Here is a 14,038-nt window from a genome sequence, read left to right as displayed (position 1 = left end):
CCTCAATTAAATTTTTTCCTCAATTCTAATATAGCCATGCGCACACGTGTCTTCACTGTACCTAAAGGTAGGTCTAGTTCTTCAGCCGCTTCTACATGGGTATATCCTTTAAAATAGACCATGTCTAAAACATCTTTAAACTCTGGTTTCATGTTGGTTACCATGTCTTTAAGTCCTAAAACATCGGCATTAAAACTGACCTTCTTTTGCTGGTCAATGAAATCTACGTTATTTTCTATGTCTTGGTTTTTACTAGCATTTTTAAAATCCTTGGAGCGTAATTTATCAATTGATAAGTTACGGGCAACATTCATCATCCATGTAAATAAACGGCCTTTAGAAGAGTCGTAGCTACCTGCCGAATTCCATATTTTAACGAAAGTTTCTTGTAATAGGTCTTCTGCAACTTCTGTATGTTGAATGATACGCGAAATTACACCGAGCAAAGCTCCAGAATACATGTCATATAATGCTTTGATCGCTACAGTATCCTGTCTCTTCAGCGCATTGACCAATTCTTCTTCAGAAAGAGATATTTTTTTTGTTGTTGCCAAGGTTACTAATATACAGAAACTTATAACAATTGAAAGTGATTTATTTAATTAAAGATTAAACACTAAAAATCAAACAAATGTTTTTCAGCATGGTAAGAAGAACGTACTAACGGTCCGCTTTCTACATATCTTAAGCCTTTTGCCAACCCTATCTCTTTATATTTAGCAAATTGATCTGGATGTATCCAGTCAACAACAGGGTGATGGTTTCTTGTTGGTTGTAAGTATTGCCCTAAAGTTAAAATGTGTACGCCATTGGCTACCAAGTCATCCATCGCCTCTAAAACATCCTCTTCAGTTTCGCCTAAGCCTAACATAATTCCAGTTTTGGTTCTTAGGCCAAACTCCGAAATTCTTTTCAAAGCTTCTAGACTTCTATCATATTTAGCTTGGATACGTACCTGTTTGGTTAAGCGTCTCACCGTTTCCACGTTGTGCGACATTACCTCTGGTCTTTCTTCCAATACACGGTATAGATTATCCCATTGACCCTTAAAGTCTGGAATTAAAGTTTCTAAAGTAGTTTGAGGACTTTCTCTTCTAATGGCTTGCAAGGTCTCAGCCCAGATGATAGAACCGCCATCTTTTAGGTCGTCGCGATCTACTGAAGTGATCACGCAATGTTTTACGTTCATCAGTTTCACAGAGTTGGCCACACGAGCAGGTTCATCTGTATCAACTGCCAAGGGTCTTCCTGTGGCTACAGCACAAAATGAACAAGATCGGGTACAGATATTTCCCAGGATCATAAAGGTAGCCGTGCCTGCACCCCAGCATTCGCCCATATTGGGACAATTGCCACTCTCGCAGATCGTATGCAGTTTATGGGTGTCAACAAGGCTTCTTACTTGGGCATATTCTTTACCAACAGGTAATTTAACCCTTAACCAATCTGGTTTACGCGGCTTTTCTGTTACAGCAGGAACTACAGGAAGTTCTATCATAATGCAAAGTTAAGCAATAGGATTGAAATGTTGCAATCCTTAAATGTTTAGCGCTTGTAATGTTTTGATGCAATATCCCCTAGATATCCATTTCAAAAACCATTTGTTGCTTGTTTTGGCTAAAACCGATGTTTTTATAAAACTTGTGGCTCTCTGTTCTGGTCACATTGCATCGCACCCTAACTTTATATACTCCAACTGAGTTGCTCCATTCTTTCACGGCTTCTATCAGCTCTTTTCCTAAATGTTGTTTCCTGAAGTCTTGCGCAACAACCAAGCCAGCAATTTCAACAAAGAGTGGGGTTTCGACCCTTAAAGCTATAAAACCATGTATCCAACCTACAATTCGATCATCTGCCTTTGCCACAAATACACAATTATCTATTGCCTTGATGATTTGCTGTGTTCTGTTAAACAGTGCATTGATCTCGTTCTCATAACCCAATTGGATGGATAATGCAGCGATTTGTTCGGCGTCCTTTAGGTCTAAAGATTGAAGTCTGAGTATTTGCATTTTTGTTGTATTGTGTTTGGTTGTGTGTAAAATTGGTTATTTTGGTTTTAAAATGATATCATTTTTTTATTTAACTAGATTTTAAATCAAAAATCAGGTTATTTTTCTGTTAATTTTTTCTTTTCTTATAAAAATGATTGTTTTTGTCGAGGTATTTTCTTTCAAACCTTTAAATTTGCAAGGTCTAAAATATTAGAATATTTTGACTGTTTGGTAAGATTCTTGGCATCGATTGTGCTTTAGAATCAAAGATTTATATTGGTTGTTTAGTAATGGGCAGAAAAAGAAAGACGGTTGTTGAAACCGACGCAGATGTGATTTTAATTGGCGCAGGTATCATGAGTGCCACACTTGGTTTGATCTTAAAAGAATTGGAACCAGATTTAAGTATAGAAATTTATGAGCGATTAGATATTGCTGCGGCAGAAAGCTCTGATGCCTGGAACAACGCAGGTACAGGACATTCGGCATTTTGTGAACTCAATTATACTCCCCAAAACCAGGATGGTGTGGTAGATATCAAAAAGGCGGTACAGATTGCCGAATCCTTTGAGGTTTCCAAACAGTTCTGGACCTATCTGGTAGAAAAAGAAATCCTATCGGATCCCCATTTGTTTATCAGGAATATTCCGCATATGAGTTTTGTTTGGGGTAAAAATAACGTCGAATTTTTAAAGACAAGATATCAGGCTTTGCAAAAATGCAATCTTTTTGACGATATGCAGTATAGCGAAGACTTGGCAACAATCAAAGAATGGACACCTTTGGTAATGGAAGGCCGCTCGAAAAAAGAAAAAGTTGCTGCCACCAAAATGGACCTCGGTACTGATGTGAATTTTGGGTCCTTAACCCGAGAGATGTTTAGCTATTTAAGTAAACAGCCTAAGGTAAGTTTGCACTTTCATCACGAAATACGTGAACTGGATAAAATGGACAGTGGTGAGTGGAAGATAAAGGTCAAAAATTTAGAATCGGGCGAAAAACGTAGCCGATTGGCCAAATTTGTATTTATTGGTGCTGGTGGAGGTTCATTGCCATTACTAGAAAAATCAGGCATCCCAGAAGGAAAGGGCTTTGGCGGTTTTCCGGTAAGTGGCCAATGGTTAAAATGCACCAATGAAGCCGTAATTGCCCGTCACCATGCAAAGGTTTATGGTAAGGCAGCTGTTGGTGCGCCACCGATGTCTGTGCCGCACTTGGATACACGTATCATCAATGGAAAGCAGGCTTTGTTGTTTGGTCCGTATGCTGGGTTTTCTACTAAGTTTTTGAAGAATGGTTCATTTTTGGATTTACCCTTATCTATCAAGTTCAACAATATCCGTCCAATGATTTCTGCGGGGCTACACAACTTAGATTTAACAAAATACCTCATTGATCAAGTACGCCAATCGCCAGAAGATCGATTTGAGGCCTTGAAAGAATATCTGCCCAATGCAGACATCAAAGACTGGGAGTTAGAAACTGCCGGACAAAGAGTGCAGGTGATCAAAAAAGATGAGAAAGAAGGTGGGATTTTAGAGTTTGGAACAGAGGTAGTGAGTGCAGCTGATGGTTCGATTGCAGCTTTATTGGGTGCTTCACCTGGTGCCTCAACCGCGGTTTCTATTATGTTAAGTCTTTTAGACCGTTGTTTCAAAGCCAAATTGCAGACTGCCCAATGGCAAACAAAGATCAGAACAATGATCCCAACCTACGGAGAGAAGTTGTCGGAAAGTGAAATGCTATGTAATGAAACCAGACAAAGGACTTCTGCTGTGCTCAAGTTAAATAGTCTGGTAGAAAATTAATATCAAAATAAAAGCCTCATCATTTGATGAGGCTTTTATTTTGATCGAATTGTTGAACAATCTGCCTAAGCTAAGATTGATTCTGTAATTTCTTCCACCGAAATATCACCATGTGAAGAATCCAAAATGCATTCTCCATCTTTGATTAAGAGCATTTGCGGCGATTCGTGATGGACCTGAAAGGTTTCTGCAACATAGGCAGAAATGTCTCTATGGCTGATCAGGTCTAAAAAATAGAGCGGAGTATTGGCCGGAATAGAATCCCAGTCTAATTCAAAATGTTTTTTAGCCATAAGGCTTATCGAACAACGCGTACTGTGTTTAAAAATAACACTATAACCAGTTGCTTGTTTAATTGTATTGATCTGTTCAAGAACCGTAATGTCAATCCACTGCATTTTTATCTTCTTTTTCTTCCTTCTGGATAAGTACTGTAAGCAGGGCAGAGCTTAGAAGAACATGATTCTAATATTGCAATAGCACAAAACATAAATAATAATAGAATTGCTATTTTTTTCATTCGTGTTCGGTATTAAAGAATTTTGCTAATGCCCTAAATTACACTTTTTTATGAATAACGTATGGGGTAATTAAATTGTTGCAGAAAAATTCGCCATTTTCAAGGCTGTTATTGCTGCTTCATCTCCTTTGTTGCCATGTTTGCCACCTGCTCTATCCATCGCTTGTTGTTCGTCGTTAGTGGTCAACACCCCAAAAATTACCGGTTTGCTGTGTTTAATGCCAACGTTGGTTACACCATTTGCCACCGCATCACAGATAAAATCGAAATGTTTCGTTTCTCCTTGAATCACACAGCCCAAGCAGATTACTGCATCCAGTGTGTTGTCTTTTGTCAATAAGATTTCTGCACCAGCAGTCAATTCGAAACTTCCAGGTACAGGCATAGATATGATGTTTTCTTCCTTTACGCCATGTTTGGTCAAAGTAGCATAGGCACCTTGATATAATGCGCCAGTAATTTTAGCATTCCATTCGGCTACAACAATTGCAATTTTATAAGCTGCACCATTAGGAATAGTTGTATGCGAAAAGTCTGATAGGTTTTTAAGATGTGTTGCCATGTTACAAAGATAAGCTTTAAGTTGAAACGTTTTAAAGCAGAAGTGTTTGAATAATGTTAGGATATAAAAAAAGACCCTGCGTTAACAGAGTCTTTATATTTTTAACCACTAAGTGGAAGATTATTTTACTTGAGCCTGCGCACGTGCAATGTACTCGTCAATCATGGCAGCTTCTTGACTTGCAGGATATTGCGTTTTAATTTTAGTGTAAGCTTCCGCTGCTGCCTTAAAATCTTTTAGGTTTTCGTTAACTAGACCTAATTTTTTCAAGAACATAGGAGAAGTAAATTTGTTGCTGGCTTTGTCTGCAGCTTTTTGGTAATAAGTAGCCGCTTGTTTATAGTCTTTCAACTCGCTATAAGCATCGCCTAATAAGCCTAAAGCCAATGGGTCTGCAACAGGACTGCCTGTAGCTGTATATTTTCCTAAAGCTTCGGTTGCTTTTTTGTATTCGCCTTTACGCAGATAGATACCACCTAAATAAAGGTTGGCCAAGTTTGCAGATTTGGTATTGTCAAATTCTGCAGCGATTTTTTCCAGACCTGGATAACCGCCTTCGCCATTGATTGCTTTGTTAGCTAAAGAGTCTACACCTACGTATTGCTCTGCTTTATACATCTGGCCAGCAGCTTGTTCTGCTCTGTTTGGCAAGTACGAGTAAAAATAATAAACAGCTATTGCTGCTAAAGCTAAGATAGCGATGGCTATAAATAACAAACTTTTACCGTTCTCTTCTAAAAAACCACCTTTTCTAACTGGTTGCGTTATCGTTTTATCTGTTGTAGACATTTATTTAAAAAATTGAGATTGCAAAAATACATTTTTCAATCAAAGTATCAACCCCTTTTTTAACTATTTAATTAAACTTTAATGAATTAGCAGCCGTAAAAAAGGTAACTTTGGACGTATTAAACTATGTGGCTAAAAAACATTACACTTCTCAATTTTAAAAATTATTCGTCGGCAGAGCTTGGCTTTTCTAAAACCGTAAATGCTTTTGTAGGGAATAACGGGGCTGGTAAAACGAATTTATTAGACGCTATCCACTATTTATGCCTTTGTAAAAGTTATTTTAACCCTATAGATAGTCAGCAGATTAAGGCCAATGAAGACCTTTTTCTGGTTCAGGGTGATTTTGATCGGAAAGAGAAAAATGAGAAGATCACTTGCGGACTAAAACGCAACCAAAAGAAGCAATTTAAGCGAAATAAAAAAGAATACGACAAGCTGGCCAACCATATTGGACTTTTCCCTTTGGTCATGATTTCGCCATACGATGTAAACCTGATCATGGATGGGAGCGAAGAACGACGCAGGTTTGTTGATAATGTGATCTCGCAGACTGATTCCAATTACCTCGACGAGCTCATTATTTATAACAAGCATCTTTTAAACCGCAATGCGCTATTGAAACAAGTAGCCGCCACCAGAAAACTGGATGTAACGCTGTTGCAGATCCTGGATGAACAATTGGTTGCTTCGGGGATGAAGATATTTGAGAAAAGGAAACAATTTTTACTCGATTTCATTCCGCTTTTTAATCAACACTATAGTTACATCACCAACAACGCAGAACAGGTTGCTTTAAGTTACCAATCGCAACTCAATACACAAAGTTTTGAAGAGCTATTGGCTCAATCTATAGAAAAGGATAGACTATTGGAAAGAACTACTACTGGGATACATAAAGACGAACTACAGTTTGTGATTGGTGATATGGCCCTGAAAAAGTTTGGCTCGCAAGGGCAGCAAAAATCTTTTCTGATTGCTTTGAAATTGGCACAATACAGTTATCTGCAAAAATTTAAAGGTTTTAAACCCTTGTTGTTATTGGACGATATTTTTGATAAATTAGATGACCTTAGGGTGCGTAAATTAATGGAAATGGTATCGCATCACGATTTTGGACAGATATTTATTACGGATACAGGTAAAGAAAGGGTGCTTTCTGTTTTTAAGGAGATCAAGGTTGATGTAACTTTGTTTGAAGTAGATAATGGGGTAATTAAACATGCGTAAACCAAATGATATCACACTTAAGGATGCAATTACCAAAATGCTTTCGGTTTATCGTTTGCGTGGTAAATATGATGAAACGGGAGTAGTGGCGCATTGGCCAGAATTGATGGGGACTGCAGTGGCCAACCGGACCACGCAGATTTATGTAAGTCAGAAAAAACTTTTTGTAAGAATAGAATCCTCGGTCATCAAAAATGAATTGTTGATGGTAAGAACAGGTATTATACAGAAACTAAACGAAAGGGCAGGTTCTGATGTGATCACAGAAATTGTCTTCTTATAATAAAAATGCCATTCGATTATTTATCGAATGGCATTTTTTAATTTCTTCCACCAAATACTTTGGAGATCAGCCATATAATTAAGGCCAGCACCACTACAACTACAATTATACCGGTCCATACACCCGCCTTAAATATTCCTTCAACCAATTCGCAACTGGTTAATGTACTTGCAAAAATGGCAACCAATGCCAGAGAACTATATTTTTTCATGATCATATGCTTTCTGATAAAACATATGAATGCATAAATAGTTTGGTTTTTAGTTGTTGACTTTGATCAGTTCTACTTCAAAGATCAAGGTGCTAAAAGGAGGAATGCTTCCATCTGGAGTTGCCCTTGATCCATAAGCCAAATGATACGGGATAAAAAAGCGATACTTTGAACCCTCTGGCATTAATTGTACACCTTCAGTCCATCCTTTGATTACTTGGTTTAATCCAAATGTAGCCGGTTCGCCGCGATCATAAGAACTATCGAATTGAGTACCGTTTAGCAAAGTTCCTTTATAGTTTACGGTTACATTGTCCGTTTCCTTTGGTTTAGCCCCAGTTCCAGCCGTAATTACTTCATATTGCAAACCGCTTGCGGTTGTTTTAATGCCTGGCTTGGTTTTGTTCTGTGCTAAAAAATTGGAGCCTTCGTTTACATTGGCAGCATATTTCTGTTTTTCTACTTCTTCGCGTTGTTTGCTAAAGCTTTCGAAAAGTTTGGTAATGGCTTCTTGTGCCTTTTCTTGACTCAAGGTTGGATTGGCTCCAGTTAGGGCATCAGTTAGTCCTTTATTGAACGATTCGTAGTTGATGGTAGTGAGGCCGCCAGATTTAAAACTGCTGGCTACACTTAATCCTAAAGCATAACAAGCAGAATCTAGATTGTTTTTGAAAACTGGTGCTTTGGCAACAGGTTTTGTAGCGGTTTTTGTTGTGGCAACTGGTTTTTTAGCAATGCTGGTTTTGCTTTTTGTTTGTGCATTAGCGCCAAAACCAACAATAGTGATCAAAGCGGCAAAAAATATTTTCTTCATTTATCAATTTTAAGGTCGAAATATACAAAATTAATATTCCCATAAAAAAAACGTCATTCCGAAATAGGGCCCCAAGAGAAGATTTCTCCTTGTTTTCTATTCAAAATGACGTTTTATGAATAAGTTAATACTGACTTAGAAACGCTCAGCAGCTGTAAAAAAGAAGTCGCCTTCAATTTGAGCATTCTCATCAGAATCAGGTCCATGTACTGCATTTGCATCAATAGATTTTGCATATTTCTGACGAATAGTTCCTTCTGCAGCTTCAGCAGGGTTAGTAGCACCAATTAAGTTCCTGAAATCTTCGATGGCGTTATCTTTTTCTAAGATAGCAGCAACGATAGGTCCAGAAGACATAAAGCTTACTAAATCTCCATAAAATGGACGTGCTTTGTGTACAGCATAAAATTCGCCGGCAGTTTCTGGAGTTAATTTGGTGTATTTTAATGCAATGATCTTAAAACCAGCATTTGTAATATCGTTAATGATTGCGCCAATGTGCCCGTTTGCAACTGCATCAGGCTTGATCATTGTAAATGTTCTGTTCGTACTCATCTCTATTTAATTGAAATTTTTTGCAAAAATACGCTTTCTTTATTTAATATTAAAAGCTTACTGAATAAAAGCAACCAATTAAACCTAAAATCATTAGCTTTGCAAGCGCAAAAATAATATGATATCAATCTCAGAATTAAAAACATTATTAGCAGCTCCTAAAAAGATCGTGATCACAACCCATCATAAACCAGATGGCGATGCGATGGGTTCTTCTTTGGGTTTATATGCTTATCTAATTCAAAAAGGACATCATGTAACCGTGATCACACCAACAGATTATCCCGATTTTCTGCATTGGTTGCCTAATAATTCTAATGTTGTCATCTACACAGAAGCACAAGAGCAGTCTATACAATTGGTAAACGAAGCCGAGCTTATCTTTTGTTGTGATTTTAATACCTTGAACAGGATCAACGAACTGGGTGAACACATCCGTAATGCTTCAGGTTTAAAGTTGATGATCGACCACCATTTGGAACCAGAAGATTTTGATGATTACCGTCATTGGAACATCAATGCCTGTGCTGCTGCACAGCTGGTGTATGATTTCATCGTAAATGAACTTAATGATGGCGGGTTCATCAACAAAGACGTGGCCACTTGTTTATATACAGGTATCATGACCGATTCGGGCTCGTTCCGTTTTCCTTCGGCTACGTCAACCGTATATCGCATTGCTGCCGACCTGATCGATCTTGGTGCAGAACATTGGCGGATCCATCAATTGGTATACGACAATGCTTCAGAAAACCGTTTGCGCTTTTTGGGACATTGCTTATCTAACAAACTAGATATATTAAGAGAGTTTAATACAGCGATTATCACTGTTACCGCAGAAGAACTTAAAGCCTATAATATTGCCACAGGCGATACAGAAGGGATTGTGAATTATGCCTTGTCTATCAATGGAATTAAATTGGCAGCATTTATCATAGAAAGAACAGACAAAGTTAAACTATCTTTACGTTCAACTGGCGATTTTCCAGCTAATGAGATCTGTAAGAAATATTTTAACGGTGGAGGGCATAGAAATGCTGCAGGTGGTGCATCTGATAAAAATCTGGCAGATACTGTGGCTGAATTTAAATCGATTTTACCAGAGTATAAATCTCAATTGTTGCAATAAATATTAATCTATAAATAATAAAAAGTATAATGAAAAAAAGTTTAGTAATTGTTTTGGCGGCAACTTTAGGCCTAGCTGCTTGTAAAAACGAGAAAAAAGGTGAGGGTGGTTTATTATATACTATCCATAAGTCTGAAGGAAAAGAAAAAATCAAAGAGGGCGATTTTGTTAAGGTAGATTTTATCCAAAAAAACGACAAGGATTCGATTATCTATAGCACCTACGACGAGTCGATGTCAAAAATATTCCCTGTTGGTAAAAAAACTTATCCTGGAGATATGAATGATGTTTTATTGCTTTTTGGCGAAGGAGATAGCGCAACATTTAGGTTGAACATCGACACCATGGTTAACCGCACAAAAGGACCAAGACCTGATCAGTTTAAAAATGATAAATATTTGAACTTCACGGTTAAAATTGCTAAAGTATTTCCAAAGAAAGCAAATGAGGCGGATAGCACATTCCACAAAAGAGCGAATGAGTTTTTCCAAGCAGATTACAAAGCCTATACAGAAAAAAGAAAAAATGCTGAAGATGCTACAATCAAAAAATATGTTGCAGACAATAAATTAGCAGTTCATATTACACGTAGCGGTTTAAATTATATCATTACGTCGCCAGGTACTGGTCCAAAACCAGTAATGGGCGATACGGCTATGGTAAACTATACAGGTAAATTTACCTTCAAAAAATCTAACGGTAATGACAATGTATTTGATACTAGCGTAGAAAGTGTAGCTAAGAAAACAATGCCACCTAACCCTGCCGCTATGTATGGCCCACGCCCAATTCCACTAGGAGAAGGCATTGCCAAAGGTTTCGTTGAAGCCCTTCAACTAATTGGTAAAGGTGGTAAAATTACTGCGATTTTACCTTCTGCACTAGCTTTTGGTGCGCAAGGTGGTGGTCCAATTGCACCTTATTCTCCATTGGTTTTCGATATTGAATTAATGGACATTAAAAAAGGAACAGCTCCGGCAGCGACACCAGCTCCGGTTACCGTACCTAAAAAATAATCCTTTATATTTAAAATATAAGCCCTGTTCATTTTTGAGCAGGGTTTTTTGTTGGATTGAATGGTAGGATAAAGAACTATTGATCCTTATAAAAAAGTGATAAGTTAAATTATCTTTGCATTTGATATAAGATTTCCAAGCAATGAGATATATTTGGAAAATAAATCATTAAAAAAATTAAACAAAAACAAAAAAGACATAATGAAAAAAAGTTTATTAATCCTTCTAGCAGCAGTTCTAGGCTTAGCTGCTTGTAAAAATGAGAAAAAGGCGGCTGGTGGTACATTATATACCATCTATAAATCAGGTGGAAAAGAAAAGGTAAAAGAAGGTGATTTTGTTAAAGTTGATTTTATTTTAAGACACGACAACGATTCAATAGAGTTTAGTACATATGATACTGGAATGAGCCAGATATTTCCTGTGGCTAAAAAGACCTACGGTGGAGATATGAACGATATCTTGTCACAGTTTGGAGAGGGTGATAGTGTATCTTTCAAATTAAATGCGGATACGATGGATCACTATACCAAACAACCAAGACTAGAATCTTTTAAAAAGGATAAATACCTGAACTATACAGTTGTATTCCGTAAGGTATTCTCTAAAAAGCCGAATGAAGCAGACTCTACCTTCCAAAGAAGAGCAAACGATTATTTCCAAGCTGATTATAAGGAAATGACCGAGCAGAGAAAAAATAGCGAAGCGGCTAAGATTAAAAAATATGTTGAAGAAAATAAACTTAAAACAACAACTACACCAAGTGGCTTGCAGTATGTTATCACAGCTCCAGGTACTGGTGTAAAACCAGTAATGGGTGATACCGTTATGGTAAACTACACTGGTAAATTCACTTACAAAAAAAGTGATGGTAACGATAACGTGTTTGATACAAGTGTAGAAAGCGTAGCTAAAAAAACAATGCCACCAGTGCCAGGCCCAGCTATGGTATACGGTCCACGTCCAATTCCATTGGCTGAAGGCGTTTTTAAAGGTTTTGTTGAAGCTGCGATGTTGATTGGCAAAGGTGGAAAGATAACTGCTATATTGCCTTCTAACATAGCTTATGGCCCACAAGGTGGTGGCAGAATAGGTCCATATTCTCCAGTAGTTTTTGATATTGAATTGGTAGATATCAAAAAACCATCAGCACCCGTAGCAGCACCAGCTACTCCTGTTGAGGCTCCAAAAAAATAATAACCATCTAATTTTAAGATATAAGGCCCTGTTCAATAAATGGACAGGGCTTTTTTTAGGCTTCATTTTTCTGTATTAGCAAATAAAAAATACCTTTGCATATGTTGTTGACCGATACCCATACCCATCTTTATTACGAACAAGATTTAGAGAAACAGAAGCAATTGATGGAGCGATGTTTTGCATTTGATGTGAAACGCCTCTTCTTGCCAAATGTTGATGTAGCTTCCATTAAAATGATTGATGACTTGGTTAGTAGATATCCAGAAAATTGTTTTGCAATGGCAGGCCTACACCCTTGTGATGTAAAAGATGATTATCAGTCCCAACTGGCCACGATTTACCAGAGCATTGCCAATCGGAAAATCTATGCGATTGGAGAAATCGGTATCGATCTATATTGGGACAAAACAACATTAGCCATACAACAAGATGCCTTTAGGCAGCAGATCAATTGGGCTAAAGACCTTAATCTGCCTTTTGTAATCCATTGTAGAGAAGCATTTGATGAAGTTTTTGATGTCTTGGAAGAACTGAAAGATGAAAAATTGAGGGGTATTTTCCATTGCTTTACGGGCAACCTAGAACAAGCCCAACGTGCCATCAATCTAGGTTTCCACTTAGGTATCGGCGGGGTCGTAACCTATAAAAAAGCTGGTTTAGACCTTGTTTTAGCTCAAATTCCTATCCATGACATCGTTTTAGAAACTGATTCTCCATATTTGGCTCCGGTTCCTTACCGTGGCAAACCAAATGAAAGCAGCTACTTGATACACGTTGCCCAAAAAGTTGCAGATATTTACCAGATTAGTCTGGCAGAAGTTGCCGAAATTACTACTGCAAATGCCAATAAAATCTTCGGGCTTTAACCTAAATCACATGACCAAAATCTTAATCATCTATACTGGCGGCACCATTGGAATGGTAAATGATGCCAAAACGGGTACACTCATCCCTTTTGACTTTGAACAGATCAAAGAAAACGTTCCGGAATTGGCTAGGTTAGATTATCAATTATCTGTTCATTCTTTTGATCCTATTTTAGATTCTTCTAATATGGATCCTGAAATCTGGAAAGCATTGGCTGAACTGATCAAAGAAGAATATGATCATTTTGATGGCTTTGTAATCCTGCATGGTTCAGATACCATGTCGTTTACAGCAGCTGCATTAAGTTTTATGTTGCAGAATCTGGCTAAACCTGTCGTGTTAACAGGCTCGCAATTGCCAATAGGCGAAATCAGGACAGATGCCAAAGAGAATTTGATCACTGCGTTAGAAATTGCGGCCACCAAAAAGAATGGAAGGGCAATGGTGCCAGAGGTTTGCGTTTATTTTGATTATCAGTTGTTTAGAGGCAACCGTTCTATTAAATACAATTCAGAGAAGTTCGAGGCTTTTGCCTCTCCCAATTACCCGATCTTGGCAGAAGCAGGGGTAAACCTGACCTTTTATCCCAACTATATTTTGCCGATTCCCAAAAATCCATTCGAAATCCATACTTCATTCAATTCGAATATCGGTGTACTCAAAATGTATCCCGGTATTACCGAAAATGCAGTAAAGGCAATTACAGAATCTGATGTAGATGCCATCGTTCTAGAAGCTTTTGGGTCTGGAAATACGACTACAGCCCCATGGTTTATTGCTTGCCTACAAAAAGCGATTGCTGATGGTAAAGTCATTATCGATATCTCGCAATGCAAAGGTGGAGCTGTACAGTTAGGTTTGTATGAAACCAGTAGAGAGCTACAGCAAATGGGTATTGTAAGTGGTTATGACCTTACTTTCGAGGCTACGGTTACAAAACTGATGTATCTTTTAGGCCAGGGTTTAAGTACAACTGAAATCAAGCAGAGATTAGAGGTTGCCATTGCTGGCGAACTCACAATCTAAAAGAACCTGTTGCTGAAAATCGAATCTGCTTAAG

Annotated in this window: 17 protein-coding genes; 8 read left to right on the top strand and 9 right to left on the bottom strand. The window is 37.8% G+C overall.

Annotated elements, in window-relative coordinates:
• Positions 1 to 2 precede the first annotated feature (2 nt).
• The 3 genes from ACFJIZ_RS13245 to ACFJIZ_RS13235 all read right to left on the bottom strand — a co-directional run bounded on the left by ACFJIZ_RS13245 (position 3) and on the right by ACFJIZ_RS13235 (position 2,012).
• A complete protein-coding gene (locus tag ACFJIZ_RS13245) occupies positions 3 to 554 on the bottom strand; it encodes an RNA polymerase sigma factor (protein ID WP_379084739.1) in 552 nt (183 codons plus the stop codon).
• Between the two features lie 62 nt (positions 555 to 616).
• Positions 617 to 1,498: a lipoyl synthase gene (gene lipA, locus ACFJIZ_RS13240; protein ID WP_379084736.1), complete on the bottom strand. Its 882-nt coding sequence runs from the start codon at positions 1,496 to 1,498 to the stop codon at positions 617 to 619.
• A gap of 79 nt (positions 1,499 to 1,577) precedes the next feature.
• A complete protein-coding gene (locus ACFJIZ_RS13235) occupies positions 1,578 to 2,012 on the bottom strand; it encodes a GNAT family N-acetyltransferase (protein ID WP_379084733.1) in 435 nt (144 codons plus the stop codon).
• Between the two features lie 272 nt (positions 2,013 to 2,284).
• On the opposite strand from ACFJIZ_RS13235, the gene ACFJIZ_RS13230 reads away from it, so the two are divergent.
• Positions 2,285 to 3,802, top strand: coding sequence for a malate:quinone oxidoreductase (locus ACFJIZ_RS13230; protein WP_379084730.1), 1,518 nt, complete (start codon positions 2,285 to 2,287; stop codon positions 3,800 to 3,802).
• Between the two features lie 65 nt (positions 3,803 to 3,867).
• Here ACFJIZ_RS13230 and ytxJ read toward each other — a convergent pair whose 3' ends face one another.
• The 3 genes from ytxJ to ACFJIZ_RS13215 all read right to left on the bottom strand — a co-directional run bounded on the left by ytxJ (position 3,868) and on the right by ACFJIZ_RS13215 (position 5,673).
• Complete coding sequence (ytxJ, locus tag ACFJIZ_RS13225; protein WP_379084727.1) at positions 3,868 to 4,200, bottom strand: bacillithiol system redox-active protein YtxJ; 333 nt, start codon at positions 4,198 to 4,200, stop codon at positions 3,868 to 3,870.
• A 192-nt stretch (positions 4,201 to 4,392) separates the two neighbouring features.
• Complete coding sequence (gene ribH, locus ACFJIZ_RS13220; protein ID WP_379084724.1) at positions 4,393 to 4,884, bottom strand: 6,7-dimethyl-8-ribityllumazine synthase; 492 nt, start codon at positions 4,882 to 4,884, stop codon at positions 4,393 to 4,395.
• A gap of 120 nt (positions 4,885 to 5,004) precedes the next feature.
• On the bottom strand, positions 5,005 to 5,673 hold the full coding sequence (locus ACFJIZ_RS13215; protein WP_379084721.1) for a tol-pal system YbgF family protein: 669 nt from the start codon (positions 5,671 to 5,673) through the stop codon (positions 5,005 to 5,007).
• A 126-nt stretch (positions 5,674 to 5,799) separates the two neighbouring features.
• Between ACFJIZ_RS13215 and recF the strand changes: the two genes are divergently transcribed.
• Together recF and ACFJIZ_RS13205 are read left to right on the top strand one after the other, a co-directional pair.
• Complete coding sequence (gene recF / locus ACFJIZ_RS13210) at positions 5,800 to 6,903, top strand: DNA replication/repair protein RecF (protein WP_379084718.1); 1,104 nt, start codon at positions 5,800 to 5,802, stop codon at positions 6,901 to 6,903.
• A complete protein-coding gene (locus ACFJIZ_RS13205) occupies positions 6,896 to 7,186 on the top strand; it encodes a DUF721 domain-containing protein (protein WP_379084715.1) in 291 nt (96 codons plus the stop codon). The genes recF and ACFJIZ_RS13205 overlap by 8 nt, the downstream gene beginning before the upstream one ends.
• Before the next feature lie 37 nt (positions 7,187 to 7,223).
• On the opposite strand, the gene ACFJIZ_RS13200 is transcribed toward ACFJIZ_RS13205, so the two are convergent.
• The 3 genes from ACFJIZ_RS13200 to ACFJIZ_RS13190 form a co-directional block, all read right to left on the bottom strand.
• Positions 7,224 to 7,397, bottom strand: coding sequence for a hypothetical protein (locus tag ACFJIZ_RS13200; RefSeq protein ID WP_379084712.1), 174 nt, complete (start codon positions 7,395 to 7,397; stop codon positions 7,224 to 7,226).
• A 49-nt stretch (positions 7,398 to 7,446) separates the two neighbouring features.
• Positions 7,447 to 8,211: an FKBP-type peptidyl-prolyl cis-trans isomerase gene (locus ACFJIZ_RS13195; RefSeq protein ID WP_379084709.1), complete on the bottom strand. Its 765-nt coding sequence runs from the start codon at positions 8,209 to 8,211 to the stop codon at positions 7,447 to 7,449.
• A 135-nt stretch (positions 8,212 to 8,346) separates the two neighbouring features.
• A complete protein-coding gene (locus ACFJIZ_RS13190; RefSeq protein WP_379084706.1) occupies positions 8,347 to 8,766 on the bottom strand; it encodes a nucleoside-diphosphate kinase in 420 nt (139 codons plus the stop codon).
• Between the two features lie 118 nt (positions 8,767 to 8,884).
• Between ACFJIZ_RS13190 and ACFJIZ_RS13185 the strand changes: the two genes are divergently transcribed.
• The 5 genes from ACFJIZ_RS13185 to ACFJIZ_RS13165 all read left to right on the top strand — a co-directional run bounded on the left by ACFJIZ_RS13185 (position 8,885) and on the right by ACFJIZ_RS13165 (position 14,004).
• On the top strand, positions 8,885 to 9,895 hold the full coding sequence (locus tag ACFJIZ_RS13185) for a bifunctional oligoribonuclease/PAP phosphatase NrnA (protein WP_379084703.1): 1,011 nt from the start codon (positions 8,885 to 8,887) through the stop codon (positions 9,893 to 9,895).
• A gap of 29 nt (positions 9,896 to 9,924) precedes the next feature.
• A complete protein-coding gene (locus tag ACFJIZ_RS13180) occupies positions 9,925 to 10,911 on the top strand; it encodes an FKBP-type peptidyl-prolyl cis-trans isomerase (protein WP_379084700.1) in 987 nt (328 codons plus the stop codon).
• A 201-nt stretch (positions 10,912 to 11,112) separates the two neighbouring features.
• Entirely contained in the window at positions 11,113 to 12,108 is a 996-nt protein-coding gene (locus ACFJIZ_RS13175) for an FKBP-type peptidyl-prolyl cis-trans isomerase (protein WP_379084697.1), read from the top strand.
• Positions 12,109 to 12,209: 101 nt separating this feature from the next.
• Positions 12,210 to 12,977, top strand: coding sequence for a TatD family hydrolase (locus tag ACFJIZ_RS13170; RefSeq protein WP_379084693.1), 768 nt, complete (start codon positions 12,210 to 12,212; stop codon positions 12,975 to 12,977).
• A gap of 10 nt (positions 12,978 to 12,987) precedes the next feature.
• Positions 12,988 to 14,004, top strand: a complete 1,017-nt coding sequence (locus ACFJIZ_RS13165; RefSeq protein WP_379084689.1) for an asparaginase — start codon at positions 12,988 to 12,990, stop codon at positions 14,002 to 14,004.
• The last annotated feature ends 34 nt before the right edge of the window (positions 14,005 to 14,038 follow it).

This window comes from Pedobacter sp. UC225_65 (assembly GCF_042698365.1).
Taxonomy (GTDB): Bacteria; Bacteroidota; Bacteroidia; order Sphingobacteriales; family Sphingobacteriaceae; genus Pedobacter.
The sequence above is the reverse complement of the archived record's forward strand: the minus strand, read 5'-3'. Positions and strand labels throughout refer to the sequence as shown.

Excerpts from the sequence above, each read along its gene's own strand:
- lipA (WP_379084736.1), bottom strand. The coding sequence starts at position 1,498 with ATGATAGAACTTCCTGTAGTTCCTGCTGTAACAGAAAAGCCGCGTAAA.
- ACFJIZ_RS13235 (WP_379084733.1), bottom strand. The coding sequence starts at position 2,012 with ATGCAAATACTCAGACTTCAATCTTTAGACCTAAAGGACGCCGAACAA.
- ACFJIZ_RS13230 (WP_379084730.1), top strand. The coding sequence starts at position 2,285 with ATGGGCAGAAAAAGAAAGACGGTTGTTGAAACCGACGCAGATGTGATT.
- ytxJ (WP_379084727.1), bottom strand. The coding sequence starts at position 4,200 with ATGCAGTGGATTGACATTACGGTTCTTGAACAGATCAATACAATTAAA.
- ribH (WP_379084724.1), bottom strand. The coding sequence starts at position 4,884 with ATGGCAACACATCTTAAAAACCTATCAGACTTTTCGCATACAACTATT.
- ACFJIZ_RS13215 (WP_379084721.1), bottom strand. The coding sequence starts at position 5,673 with ATGTCTACAACAGATAAAACGATAACGCAACCAGTTAGAAAAGGTGGT.
- recF (WP_379084718.1), top strand. The coding sequence starts at position 5,800 with ATGTGGCTAAAAAACATTACACTTCTCAATTTTAAAAATTATTCGTCG.
- ACFJIZ_RS13205 (WP_379084715.1), top strand. The coding sequence starts at position 6,896 with ATGCGTAAACCAAATGATATCACACTTAAGGATGCAATTACCAAAATG.
- ACFJIZ_RS13200 (WP_379084712.1), bottom strand. The coding sequence starts at position 7,397 with ATGAAAAAATATAGTTCTCTGGCATTGGTTGCCATTTTTGCAAGTACA.
- ACFJIZ_RS13195 (WP_379084709.1), bottom strand. The coding sequence starts at position 8,211 with ATGAAGAAAATATTTTTTGCCGCTTTGATCACTATTGTTGGTTTTGGC.
- ACFJIZ_RS13190 (WP_379084706.1), bottom strand. The coding sequence starts at position 8,766 with ATGAGTACGAACAGAACATTTACAATGATCAAGCCTGATGCAGTTGCA.
- ACFJIZ_RS13185 (WP_379084703.1), top strand. The coding sequence starts at position 8,885 with ATGATATCAATCTCAGAATTAAAAACATTATTAGCAGCTCCTAAAAAG.
- ACFJIZ_RS13180 (WP_379084700.1), top strand. The coding sequence starts at position 9,925 with ATGAAAAAAAGTTTAGTAATTGTTTTGGCGGCAACTTTAGGCCTAGCT.
- ACFJIZ_RS13175 (WP_379084697.1), top strand. The coding sequence starts at position 11,113 with ATGAAAAAAAGTTTATTAATCCTTCTAGCAGCAGTTCTAGGCTTAGCT.
- ACFJIZ_RS13170 (WP_379084693.1), top strand. The coding sequence starts at position 12,210 with ATGTTGTTGACCGATACCCATACCCATCTTTATTACGAACAAGATTTA.
- ACFJIZ_RS13165 (WP_379084689.1), top strand. The coding sequence starts at position 12,988 with ATGACCAAAATCTTAATCATCTATACTGGCGGCACCATTGGAATGGTA.